This window comes from Rahnella rivi (assembly GCF_019049655.1).
GTDB classification, from domain to species: domain Bacteria; phylum Pseudomonadota; class Gammaproteobacteria; order Enterobacterales; family Enterobacteriaceae; genus Rahnella; species Rahnella rivi.
The window spans coordinates 166,551-177,983 of sequence record NZ_JAFMOX010000064.1; the positions used below are offsets into that span (position 1 = coordinate 166,551).

At 53.8% G+C, this 11,433-nt stretch carries 13 protein-coding genes; 11 read left to right on the plus strand and 2 right to left on the minus strand.

Annotated features, from left to right (window positions below):
* Positions 1-82 precede the first annotated feature (82 nt).
* The 11 genes from J1779_RS18525 to npr all read left to right on the plus strand — a co-directional run bounded on the left by J1779_RS18525 (position 83) and on the right by npr (position 8,100).
* Positions 83-1,060 carry a calcium/sodium antiporter gene (locus J1779_RS18525; RefSeq protein ID WP_056776267.1) on the plus strand — a complete coding sequence of 326 codons (978 nt, stop codon included), beginning with the start codon at positions 83-85 and terminating at the stop codon, positions 1,058-1,060.
* A 19-nt stretch (positions 1,061-1,079) separates the two neighbouring features.
* Positions 1,080-2,066, plus strand: coding sequence for an arabinose-5-phosphate isomerase KdsD (gene kdsD / locus J1779_RS18530; protein ID WP_056776264.1), 987 nt, complete (start codon positions 1,080-1,082; stop codon positions 2,064-2,066).
* A gap of 16 nt (positions 2,067-2,082) precedes the next feature.
* On the plus strand, positions 2,083-2,649 hold the full coding sequence (kdsC, locus tag J1779_RS18535; RefSeq protein ID WP_056776262.1) for a 3-deoxy-manno-octulosonate-8-phosphatase KdsC: 567 nt from the start codon (positions 2,083-2,085) through the stop codon (positions 2,647-2,649).
* Positions 2,646-3,215, plus strand: coding sequence for an LPS export ABC transporter periplasmic protein LptC (lptC, locus tag J1779_RS18540; protein WP_056776259.1), 570 nt, complete (start codon positions 2,646-2,648; stop codon positions 3,213-3,215). Before kdsC ends, lptC begins: the two co-directional genes overlap by 4 nt.
* On the plus strand, positions 3,193-3,750 hold the full coding sequence (gene lptA, locus J1779_RS18545; protein ID WP_056776257.1) for a lipopolysaccharide ABC transporter substrate-binding protein LptA: 558 nt from the start codon (positions 3,193-3,195) through the stop codon (positions 3,748-3,750). Before lptC ends, lptA begins: the two co-directional genes overlap by 23 nt.
* A gap of 6 nt (positions 3,751-3,756) precedes the next feature.
* Positions 3,757-4,482: an LPS export ABC transporter ATP-binding protein gene (lptB, locus tag J1779_RS18550; RefSeq protein ID WP_056776254.1), complete on the plus strand. Its 726-nt coding sequence runs from the start codon at positions 3,757-3,759 to the stop codon at positions 4,480-4,482.
* 102 nt (positions 4,483-4,584) lie between these two features.
* Complete coding sequence (gene rpoN / locus J1779_RS18555; RefSeq protein WP_056776252.1) at positions 4,585-6,018, plus strand: RNA polymerase factor sigma-54; 1,434 nt, start codon at positions 4,585-4,587, stop codon at positions 6,016-6,018.
* Positions 6,019-6,041: 23 nt separating this feature from the next.
* Entirely contained in the window at positions 6,042-6,329 is a 288-nt protein-coding gene (gene hpf / locus J1779_RS18560) for a ribosome hibernation promoting factor (RefSeq protein ID WP_056776250.1), read from the plus strand.
* A gap of 109 nt (positions 6,330-6,438) precedes the next feature.
* Entirely contained in the window at positions 6,439-6,909 is a 471-nt protein-coding gene (gene ptsN / locus J1779_RS18565) for a PTS IIA-like nitrogen regulatory protein PtsN (protein WP_056776248.1), read from the plus strand.
* Positions 6,910-6,976: 67 nt separating this feature from the next.
* Entirely contained in the window at positions 6,977-7,831 is an 855-nt protein-coding gene (rapZ, locus tag J1779_RS18570; RefSeq protein ID WP_056776246.1) for an RNase adapter RapZ, read from the plus strand.
* Positions 7,828-8,100 carry a PTS phosphocarrier protein NPr gene (gene npr, locus J1779_RS18575; RefSeq protein WP_056776243.1) on the plus strand — a complete coding sequence of 91 codons (273 nt, stop codon included), beginning with the start codon at positions 7,828-7,830 and terminating at the stop codon, positions 8,098-8,100. The genes rapZ and npr overlap by 4 nt, the downstream gene beginning before the upstream one ends.
* Positions 8,101-8,224: 124 nt before the next feature.
* On the opposite strand, the gene J1779_RS18580 is transcribed toward npr, so the two are convergent.
* Both J1779_RS18580 and J1779_RS18585 read right to left on the minus strand, forming a co-directional pair.
* A complete protein-coding gene (locus J1779_RS18580) occupies positions 8,225-10,144 on the minus strand; it encodes a BglG family transcription antiterminator (RefSeq protein ID WP_056776240.1) in 1,920 nt (639 codons plus the stop codon).
* A gap of 79 nt (positions 10,145-10,223) precedes the next feature.
* Positions 10,224-11,423, minus strand: a complete 1,200-nt coding sequence (locus J1779_RS18585; RefSeq protein WP_217204473.1) for a lactonase family protein — start codon at positions 11,421-11,423, stop codon at positions 10,224-10,226.
* Positions 11,424-11,433 lie beyond the last annotated feature (10 nt).

The following is an 11,433-nucleotide window of genomic DNA, read 5'->3' on the forward strand; positions in this document are numbered from 1 at the left end:
ATTGCCTTAACTTATGTTGACGAAGGAATCGCCTGCCTGAACGGGCAACGAACCTCGCATTATACCCAATAAAGGATGTTGCATGCTTCTCGCTATCGTACTGATGATTGTCGGCCTCTTACTTCTTGTTTATGCCGCCGATCGTCTGGTGTACGGAGCCGCAGTATTAGCACGCTCGATGGGCATGCCGCCGCTTATCATCGGCATTACCGTAGTCGGTGTCGGCATATCCCTTCCGGAGCTGGTCGTTTCCACCACCGCCGCCATCAATGATCAAATGGATTTGGCGGTTGGAAACGCAATTGGTTCAAATATCATTAATATTCTTCTGATTTTGGGCGGTGCAGCCCTGATTCATCCACTTTCCGTTCGTTCTGATATATTACGCCGCGAACTCCCTCTATTGTTACTGGTCACAGGGCTGTGTGGTTTTCTGTTAAGTGACGGAGAGCTTAGTCGCTTTGACGGTGTTTTGCTGCTGGCCAGTGCCGCCGCGTTTATGATGCTGGCGATAAAAATCGCCCGCGCGGCCGAAAAAGAAGGGCTGGATACGCTGACTTACGAGCAGATGTCCGAGCTTCCTTCCGACAGCAGTAATACCGTGGCGTTTTTATGGCTGGCATTGGGCTTTATCATCATGCCGCTGGCGTCCGGGATGATTGTCGACAACAGTACGGTTATTGCACGTTATTTTGGTGTCAGCGAGCTGGTGATTGGCCTGACGGTCATCGCCATCGGGACCAGCCTGCCGGAACTGGCGACGTTTATTGCCGGTGCCATCAAAGGTGAAGATGACATCGCGCTGGGTAATATCATCGGCGCGAATATCTTTAATACCTGTCTGGTGCTGGGATTACCCGCGCTGGTGGCGCCAGGCTCGTTCAACCCGGATGCGTTTCATCGCGATTACTGGGTGATGCTGGCGGTCAGTATCGTGCTCTCCGGGCTGTGCCTGATGCGCAAACATCGTATCGGTCACGTTGCGGGCGCACTATTACTCTGTGGATTTATCGCCTATATGGCAGTGCTGTTCCTTCAACCGGACAGCATCGGCCTTTGAACTCTGTCAGGAATTGACTATGGCTAACGATACCCTCGCCTCCGACTTTGATTTCCAGGCTGTCGGACGTGAAGTGCTGAAAACAGAACGTGAAGGACTTGAGCAGTTAGATCAATACATTAATGGCGATTTCACTCGCGCCTGTAAAATGATTTTCGCCTGTACCGGCAAAGTCGTGGTGATGGGGATGGGCAAATCAGGTCACATCGGCCGCAAGATGGCCGCGACCTTCGCCAGCACCGGCACACCGGCGTTCTTTGTACATCCGGGCGAAGCCAGCCACGGCGATTTGGGCATGGTGTCCAAACAAGACGTCGTGATCCTGATCTCAAACTCCGGCGAAGCGCACGAGATTCTGTCGCTGATCCCGGTATTAAAACGCCTGGATATCACGCTTATCTGCATGACCGCCAATCCCGAAAGTACCATGGGAAAAGCCGCCGATGTACACCTTTGCGTGCGTGTTCCGAAAGAAGCCTGCCCGCTCGGGCTGGCCCCGACCAGCAGCACGACCGCCGTGCTGGTGATGGGCGATGCGCTGGCCGTCGCGTTGCTGGAAGCGCGCGGCTTCACACCGGAAGATTTCGCACTGTCGCACCCGGGCGGAGCACTCGGTCGCAAGCTCTTGCTGCGCGTGAGCGATATCATGCACTCCGGTGACGAAATCCCGCATGTCAGCCGCGATGCGTCTCTGCGTGATGCCCTGCTGGAAATTACCCGCAAGAATTTGGGGATGACCGTCATCTGCGACGATTTAATGAAAATCGAAGGCATCTTTACCGACGGTGACTTACGCCGCATTTTCGACATGGGCGTCAATATCAATAACGCGTCCATTGCCGAAGTCATGACTACCGGCGGCGTGCGCGTGCGCCCTTCCCTGCTGGCGGTCGACGCACTGAATTTAATGCAGGAAAAACACATTACCTGTGTGATGGTTGCCGATGGTGACCAATTGTTAGGTGTGTTACATATGCACGACATGCTGCGCGCTGGCGTAGTTTAATTGAGGAATGCCCTGAATGAGTAATAGCGCAGCCCTGGTGGATACCTGCTACGGTCCGGTCAGCACCGATGTGCTTGAACGTGCGAAAGCGGTTCGCCTGCTGATTTGCGATGTGGACGGCGTCATGTCTGATGGCCTGATCTACATGGGAAATCAGGGAGAAGAGCTGAAAAGTTTCAACGTTCGCGACGGTTATGGAATTCGTTGCCTGCTGACGTCCGACATTGAGGTCGCGATTATTACAGGCCGTAATGCGAAATTACTGGAAGATCGCGCCAAAACCCTTGGAATTCGCCACTTGTATCAGGGGCAATCAGATAAGCTTTTGGCCTTCCGCGAACTGTTAGATACACTGTCGCTTCGGGCAGAGGAAGTCGCTTACATCGGTGACGACCTGATTGACTGGCCGGTGATGGCTGAAGTGGGTCTTTCCGTTGCGGTTCAGGATGCACACCCTATCCTGCTGCCAAAGGCGCATTACGTGACCCGCATTGCCGGTGGCCGTGGCGCAGTACGCGAATTATGTGACTTGATTCTGCTGGCGCAGGGCAAGCTGGAGGACGCCAAAGGGCTGTCGATATGAATAAAACAAGACTTTGGATCATTCTGGTACTGACCGCCATCGTGCTGATACTGATTGGCTGGTCACTGTCAGACAATACGGATGATGCGCCGCAGGCGGTCAACGATCAGGAACCGACCTACCAAAGCTCCCACACGGTAACCATGGTGTATGACCCGCTGGGAAGCCTGACCTACAAACTGGTGTCGGATCAGGTCAAATACTACACCACCGATCAGGTAACATGGTTTACCAACCCGGTGGCGACCATGTATGACAAGAATAAAGTGCCAACCTGGGTGCTGCGTTCTGATAAAGCCAAGATGACTCAGGATAAAATGCTCTATCTTTATGGGCATGTGCAGGCAGACAGCCTGACGCCAGAAACATCACAGCTGCAAAGAATCAAAACGGATAATGCACAGGTTAACCTGACGACACAGGACGTTGCCTCAGACGATGAAGTAACGCTTTATGGCACAGGTTTTACATCTAACGGCATGAAAATGCGTGGTAATCTGCGCGATAAAACAGCAGAGCTGATCGAAAAGGTAACGACCTCTTATGAAATTCAAAGCAAAAAATAAAATCCGTAATCTTCTGATCACCGGCTCGTTGTTGGCCATCAGCATTCCGGCATTCGCGCTGAAAGACGACACAACGAAACCGATCACCATTGATTCCGCCAATCAGGCGCTGGATGTGAACACCAACACGGCAACCTTTACCGGCAATGTGGTGGTGAATCAGGGCTCGATTCAGGTTAAAGCCGACAAAGTTGTGGTGATCCGCCCGCAAGGTGTCTCCGGCAAAGAAGTGGTGGAAGGCTACGGCAATCCGGTGACCTTCTACCAGTTGCAGGACAACGGTAAACCGATCAAAGGCCACGCGCAGAAAGTCCGTTATGAAGTGGAAACCGATCTGGTGACCCTGACCGGAAACGCTTACCTTGAACAGCTGGACAGCAATGTGAAAGGCGATCGTATTACCTATCTGGTGCAAAAACAGCAGATGGAAGCCTTCAGTGATAAAGGCAATCGTGTCACGACCGTGCTGGTTCCGACACAGTTGCAGGAAAAGACCCCGGCAGCAGCCGGCGGCCAGACCAAAAAGAGTAACTGATAATTTATGGCAAAATTAATCGCAGAAAATCTGGCGAAGGCATACAAAGGCCGTAAGGTCGTTGAAGATGTCAGCCTGGCAGTCAATTCAGGCGAAATCGTCGGATTACTTGGCCCTAACGGTGCCGGTAAAACCACCACCTTCTACATGGTGGTCGGTATCGTACAGCGTGACGCTGGCCGAATCATCGTTGACGACGAAGACATCAGCCTTTTGCCATTGCATACCCGCGCACGTCGCGGCATTGGTTACCTGCCTCAGGAAGCCTCTATTTTCCGCCGCCTCAGCGTGTTCGACAACCTGATGGCCGTGCTGCAAATCCGTGACGACCTGAACAAAGAACAGCGCAATGATCGCGCCAATGAGCTGATGGAAGAATTCCATATCTCTCACTTGCGCGATAACCTCGGCCAGTCACTGTCCGGGGGGGAACGCCGTCGTGTGGAAATTGCCCGCGCACTGGCAGCCAACCCTAAGTTTATCCTGCTGGATGAACCCTTTGCCGGTGTTGACCCGATTTCCGTTATCGACATCAAAAAAATCATTGAGCATCTTCGCGACAGCGGTCTGGGCGTTCTGATCACTGACCACAACGTCCGTGAAACGCTCGACGTGTGTGAACGCGCCTATATCGTCAGTCAGGGCAAGCTTATCGCCCACGGCACCCCAGCCGACATTCTTGCTGATGAACAAGTGAAACGTGTTTATCTTGGTGAAGAATTCCGTCTGTGATCTGCGCCGCCTGAAGCGCGCCTGTTTCGCTTTACACTGAAACAGGCCGTTTCTGACCGAAGTGTTGCCGTTCGAACTCATCTACGGATATAAAGCCAAGATATGAAGCAAGGTTTGCAACTCAGATTCAGCCAACAACTGGCAATGACTCCTCAATTACAGCAGGCAATCCGCCTGTTGCAATTGTCCACGCTTGAGCTCCAACAGGAGATCCAACTCGCGCTGGAGAGCAACCCTCTGCTGGAACAAACCGATCTTCACGATGAGATCGATGCGGTCGAAACCGCTGACAGTGAAGGTCTGGATACCCGCGAGGCTCTCGAGCAAAAAGACATGCCCGAAGAGTTACCGCTGGATGCGACCTGGGATGAAATTTACACCGCCGGAACACCGTCCGGTACCGGTAACGATTACAGCGACGACGAGCTGCCGGTTTATCAGGGTGAAACCACCCAGACGCTTCAGGATTACCTGATGTGGCAGGTCGAACTGACGCCGTTTTCCGACACCGATGCGGCTATCGCGACCTCGATTGTCGACGCGGTGGATGACACCGGATATCTGACGATTTCTCTCGACGATATTCTCGAAAGTATCGGCGATGATGACGTCACGATGGACGAAGTGGAAGCCGTGCTCAAACGCGTTCAGCGTTTTGATCCCGTGGGTGTCGCCGCGCGCGACCTGCGCGACTGTCTGCTGATTCAGCTTTCCCAGTACGTCCCGGAAACGCCTTTCATTACAGAAGCCAGGCTTATCATCAGCGAACATCTGGATTTGCTGGCGAACCATGATTTCCGCGCACTTATGCGATCAACCCGTCTAAAAGAAGATACACTGAAAGGAGCGATGCTCCTGATCCAGTCTCTTGATCCGCGACCGGGCCAGTCGATCAACACCGGCGAATCCGAATACGTCATCCCGGATGTGCTGGTACGCAAAGTGTCCGGTGTCTGGACTGTCGAACTGAACTCAGACAGCATTCCGCGACTGAAAATCAACCAGCATTATGCTGCGATGGGCAATTCGACCCGCAGCGACAGCGACGGGCAATTTATCCGCAGCAATCTGCAGGAAGCCAAGTGGTTGATCAAAAGTCTGGAGAGCCGCAACGACACACTGCTGAAAGTCACGCGCTGCATCGTTGAGCAGCAGCAGGCGTTCTTTGAGATGGGTGATGAATACATGAAACCGATGGTGCTGGCCGATATCGCCAGCGCCGTGGAAATGCACGAATCGACGATTTCACGCGTTACAACGCAGAAATTCCTGCACAGCCCGCGTGGCATTTTCGAACTGAAGTATTTCTTCTCCAGCCACGTCAGTACTGACAGCGGCGGCGAGGCATCGTCCACCGCGATCCGGGCGCTGGTGAAGAAATTAATTGCAGCGGAGAATCCTGTAAAACCGCTGAGTGACAGTAAGTTAGCTACCCTGCTTTCCAATCAGGGAATTATGGTGGCGCGCCGTACCGTCGCAAAATACCGAGAGTCTTTGTCCATCCCGCCCTCAAACCAGCGTAAACAGTTAGTTTGACCTCAACAGAGAAGGAAGACATTATGCAGCTCAACATTACCGGACATCACATTGAGATCACCGATCCCCTGAGAGAATTCATCACGATGAAACTGGCGAAGCTCGAACAGTATTTCGACAGGATAAATCAGGTGTATGTGGTGTTAAGCGTTGAAAAAGTGCAGAAAATCGCGGAAGCGACGCTGCATGTGAACGGAGGCGAGTTGCATGCCACCTCGGAGCATCAGGATATGTACGCAGCGATTGACGGCCTGGTTGATAAACTGGCGCGCCAGCTGAACAAACATAAAGACAAACTGAAACAGCACTGACATTCATGTAGCCAACCCTGTGCTACACACCTTCGGGCATCGGCTTGTGACCTTCGGGGAACGAGCCGATATAGCTTTAAGGGTGAATCAGTGCAAAAGTGAAGATGACATGATCAACGATACTGCAATGCAATTAACGTCGGTGCTGAATGCCGAATGCACCAAAAGCGGCGTTCATTGCGCCAGCAAAAAACGCGCGCTGGAAATCATCAGCGAACTGGCTGCCAAACAATTGAATTTGTCGCCACAAGTGATTTTCGACGCCATTTTGACCCGTGAGCGTATGGGCAGCACCGGGATCGGTGCCGGGATCGCCATCCCGCACGGCAAGCTGGAAGAAGACACATTACGCGCCGTCGGCGTGTTTATTCAGCTCGATCAACCGATCGCGTTTGACGCTATCGACAATCAGCCGGTGGATCTCCTTTTTGCCTTGCTGGTTCCGGCAGATCAATGTAAAACCCACTTACACACCTTGTCTTTAGTGGCCAAAAAATTGGCTGATAAAACAGTGTGTCGCCGTCTGCGCGGAGCGCAAAGCGACGAAGAACTGTTCCAGATAATGACAGAAAACGAATAAATTGATGATTCCCGGCAACGCGCCGGGAAAGTGAATTCTGAACACTGAATGCCAGGGGAGTGACACCATGGTGCTGATGATTGTCAGCGGCCGTTCCGGTTCCGGGAAGTCGGTTGCCCTAAGGGCATTAGAAGACATGGGATTTTACTGTGTGGACAATCTGCCGGTGGTTTTACTGCCGCAGCTCGCCCAGACACTTGTCGAACGCAATACGTCTGCCGCCGTCAGCATTGACGTGCGCAACATGCCAGAAACACCGGAAGTGTATGAGCATGCGATGTCACAACTGCCTGAGAGTTTTTCGCCGCAGTTGCTGTTTCTCGACGCAGACCGCAATACCCTGATCCGTCGTTACAGCGATACCCGTCGTCTGCACCCGCTTTCCAGCAAAAACCTGTCCCTTGAAAGTGCCATCGATGAAGAAGCCGATCTGCTCGAGCCATTGCGCTCCGCCGCTGATCTGATCATCGATACCTCAGAAATGTCGGTTCATGAACTGGCAGAAATGCTGCGTACCCGTCTTTTGGGCAAACGTGAGCGTGAACTGACGATGGTCTTTGAATCCTTTGGCTTCAAACACGGCCTGCCGATTGATGCCGATTACGTGTTTGACGTGCGTTTCCTGCCAAACCCGCACTGGGATCCGAAACTGCGTCCGATGACCGGCCTTGATAAACCGGTGGCGGCGTTCCTCGATCGTCACACCGAAGTGCACAACTTTATCTACCAGACCCGCAGCTACCTCGAACAATGGCTGCCGATGCTGGAAACCAACAACCGCAGCTATCTGACCGTCGCCATTGGTTGTACCGGGGGTAAACACCGTTCGGTGTATATCGCAGAACAACTGGCCGACTATTTCCGTTCCCGCGGGAAGAATGTGCAATCCCGCCATCGCACGCTGGAAAAACGCAAATCATGACGGTGAAACAAACGGTAGAAATCAAAAACCGGTTAGGCATGCACGCCCGTCCGGCCATGAAGTTGTTTGAACTGGTGCAGAGTTTTGAATCGGAAGTGATGCTGCGCAATGGCACAGGCATAGAAGCAGAAGCCAGCAGCGTGATAGCACTGCTGATGCTCGATTCCCCGAAAGGTCAGCAGATCGAAATCGAAGCCACCGGCCCCGATGAAGAGCAGGCGCTGACAGCGGTCGTGAACCTGATCAATTCAGGATTTGACGAAGACTAAGACTCCTCACTCTTAGCCATAGTCATTGGCGTTGCAGCAAGGCAGCCAGCGAGAGACTCCCGATGAGCTGACATCAGTCAGTGATTCGGGTGAACGAACGCCGCTGCGGCGTCAAAGACGCAGGCTAAATGCGGGAAAGGCAATCTATTGCAATAGCCTTGAAGCTTTCAAAATTCTCACTGCTCAGTAAACGGCTCATCGAACGCTCCCGCACAAACGTCACGAACAAATCGTAAATCGCCATCGCTTCTTCGTAATCGGCCTTGCTGATGGCCAGCAGGAAAATCACGTGCGCCGTCTCCCCTTCTCCCCAGGCAATGCCCTGCGGCGAGAGCAGCGTAATCACCACTGTTTTCTTCGCCAGCAGCCCCAGCGAGTGCGGCAGCGCAATGCCCTCGCCCAGCATGGTCGAAACGATTTCCTCACGCTCCACCACCGACGGATAAAACGCCTGATCGACATATCCCTCGGCCTCCAGCTGCGAACACACATGGCGGAATAATTCCGCCTGGGTCATCGGCTCGTTGACGATCATGAAGTGTTTTTCGTCGAAGAATTTTTCCAGCATATAAGGCCGTGTGCGATCGACCAGCACCAGCTTGCCGAGCTGTTCCATCTGGTATTCGGTCGGGAACGGCGACAGCACCACCACCGGCTTATTCTTCTCGCTGATTCGGGCGTTGGAGATAATAAAATCTTCGTCGATGTGCTCCAGCTTCTCGTAATCACGCAGCGTCACAATCTGTTTCATCACCAGCTGCGGATACTTACGGCTGATCTGCGCCTGGATCATGCGGATGGTCGAATTGCCGGTATCGCACACCAGCATCACCTGCGGATGGCGCTGATAACCGATATTGTAATGCCGCTCCAGCCCGACGCCGATGTGCAGCACCAGAAAACCGATCTCGTTTTCGCTGAGCGTATACGGCGTGTATTTCCCCCAGCTGGACACCGCCGCCAGCGTGACGTCATAAGCCATCGGATAATGCTGTTTGATGTTATTCAGCAGCGGGTTCGGGATATTAATCTGGTATTTCACCCGCGTAATCATGGTCTTGATGTGCGTCAGCAGGTCGGCGCGCAGCTGCTTATCACCCTGCAGATCGTAGTTATAGTGCGAGTTGATATACGAAAGAATGTAATCGACCAGCGATTCGTCATCGTCGGCATTAATGTCGGTCGGCAGAATTTGCTGCACGCGACGGGCAGCGATATTCACCCGCAGATAGGCTTCTTCAGAAGCCGGGATCTCCTTGCCGACGAGATTTTTCAGCTCGGCTGCCAGCCGTACAGAAACCTGTTTCACCGCCGGGTCGCCGTCTTCGGCATCAAAATCCGTCAGCGGATAGCCGCCGGTAATGCGCTTGATGGCGACCGCGCAATAGAGGATCAGATACTGCTCGCCTTCATCGGTCAGCTGAATGGAGGACTGCGTCAGCAGCTGATGCATAAAGCGCGTCAGCGGCACCAGCGCTTCCGGTTCCAGACTTTCCGCTTTCAGCAGCGGATTCGCCTGTTCTTCAGCATCCAGCTGGAACAGCAGATCGGTCAGACAGGCGCGGATCGCCAGCTCTGCACCAAACAGCTTCATGCCATAACGCGGCTTGGTTTCAATATTCAGGTGGTAGCGCGCCAGATGCTCCCTCACCTCAGCCATATCATTTTGCAGGGTTCCCCGGCTGACAAACCATTCATCGGCCAGATCTTCCAGCTTGAGTGAAAAAGCTGAGGTCAAAAAGCGGATCAGCAACGTTTTCACCCGTTCGGCGGCGGTGCGCGGCGTCGGGTTCGGTTTACGTTGTGTCGTGTGCTGTAACGACGAGAACAGCGCCTGATCGTCGATTTTCAGCTGATACCCGCTGCCACGGCTGTGAACAAAGCTTGCACCGTAGTCGGCGATGATTTCGTTGAGCGAGGTGATGTCGGCACGCACGGTACGCGTTGACACCGCCAGACGCTTCGCCAGCTCGTCCTGAGGCAGGGTTTCGGTCTGTAACGCGTCGAACAATTGCGCCAGCCGTTGATTGGGAAATCTCACCATGGTTTTTCCAGTTCGTTTCAGCGAGGCCCCGCCCACGGCAATGACTGGCCGTGGACGGGGTTTGTTTCTGCTGCGCCGGTTAAGGCGCAATCACCATTTGCGACGGACTGCCGACCGCCACGTAGCTGTCGACAAACGTCAGTTTGCCGCTGTCCGGCGATACCTTGAATGTAGTGATGTTATCGCTTCGTTGATTCATTGCGTAAATATATTTGCCATCCGGCGACAGGGTCAGCGTTCTCGGGTAATCGCCCCGCGTCCAGGTTTCCCCGCTCCAGGTCATCGCGCCTTCGCCGGTCACGGTGATCTGCGCAATGCTGTTGTGCAGGCGGTTGGCCACGTACAGATGTTTGCCGTCTTTGCTCAGCACGATGCCTGCCGCAAAGTTGGTGCCTTTGAAACCGGCGGGCAGCGAGGACAGGCTCTGCAGTTCCGTCAGCGTGCCTTTGCTTGCATCAAAGCGATAACTGGTCAGCGTCGAGGCTTCTTCGTTGATCAGGAAAACCACGTGGCCGTTGGGATGGAAAACAAAATGACGCGGCCCGGCGCCTTCCGAAGAGGCTTTGATGAACGGCGGATCGTTAGCTTCCAGCGCGCCGCTCTCGCCGTTGAGTTTCCACTGATAAATCCGATCCAGCCCAAGATCCGTGGAGAAGGCGAACTTACCGGAAGGATCGGTGGCGATCATATGCGCGTGCGGCCCGTTGTGGTCGCTGATGGCAAAACTGCCTTCCGCGGCGGCGGCCGGTTTGCCCGCGCCCGCCGGGCCGGAATCCTGCTGGCTGTTACTGGCTTCGCTCAGTTTTCCGCTGGCATCCACCGGGAACACCGCCACCACGCCGCTGATGTAGTTCGCCACCAGCAGATGTTCGCCTTTTGGCGTCAGTGACAAGTACACCGGCCCCGCGCCCTGCGAATCCACCTGATTAATCAGCGTCAGGCTGCCGTCTTCTGGTGAAATGCGGTAAGCCGCCACGGATCCGTGTTTACCGCCGTTGTAATTGTCAGTTTCACTGCCGATAAACAACGTTTTACCGTCGTGGCTGAGTACCATCTGCGCCTGATTGGGCAACTGGCTGGCGAGGGTTTTATCACTCAGCGCACCGGTTTTCGGATCGAATGTAAAGCGGTAGACACCTTCCCCGTTCGGGTTGTAGGTGCCGACGTAAGCAAAATGCGAAGTCGTCGAAGTCATTGTTTTTTCTGCTGCATAGAGCGGCATGGCAGACACTGCCAGCATCGCGGAGGTTAAACCTGAAATCAGAAACCAGTTTCTCATACATTTCCTC

Coding starts and splice junctions, on each gene's coding strand:
- ptsN (WP_056776248.1), top strand. CDS start 6,439: ATGATCAACGATACTGCAATGCAATTAACGTCGGTGCTGAATGCCGAA.
- rapZ (WP_056776246.1), top strand. CDS start 6,977: ATGGTGCTGATGATTGTCAGCGGCCGTTCCGGTTCCGGGAAGTCGGTT.
- J1779_RS18580 (WP_056776240.1), bottom strand. CDS start 10,144: ATGGTGAGATTTCCCAATCAACGGCTGGCGCAATTGTTCGACGCGTTA.
- rpoN (WP_056776252.1), top strand. CDS start 4,585: ATGAAGCAAGGTTTGCAACTCAGATTCAGCCAACAACTGGCAATGACT.
- hpf (WP_056776250.1), top strand. CDS start 6,042: ATGCAGCTCAACATTACCGGACATCACATTGAGATCACCGATCCCCTG.
- lptC (WP_056776259.1), top strand. CDS start 2,646: ATGAATAAAACAAGACTTTGGATCATTCTGGTACTGACCGCCATCGTG.
- lptB (WP_056776254.1), top strand. CDS start 3,757: ATGGCAAAATTAATCGCAGAAAATCTGGCGAAGGCATACAAAGGCCGT.
- lptA (WP_056776257.1), top strand. CDS start 3,193: ATGAAATTCAAAGCAAAAAATAAAATCCGTAATCTTCTGATCACCGGC.
- npr (WP_056776243.1), top strand. CDS start 7,828: ATGACGGTGAAACAAACGGTAGAAATCAAAAACCGGTTAGGCATGCAC.
- J1779_RS18585 (WP_217204473.1), bottom strand. CDS start 11,423: ATGAGAAACTGGTTTCTGATTTCAGGTTTAACCTCCGCGATGCTGGCA.
- J1779_RS18525 (WP_056776267.1), top strand. CDS start 83: ATGCTTCTCGCTATCGTACTGATGATTGTCGGCCTCTTACTTCTTGTT.
- kdsD (WP_056776264.1), top strand. CDS start 1,080: ATGGCTAACGATACCCTCGCCTCCGACTTTGATTTCCAGGCTGTCGGA.
- kdsC (WP_056776262.1), top strand. CDS start 2,083: ATGAGTAATAGCGCAGCCCTGGTGGATACCTGCTACGGTCCGGTCAGC.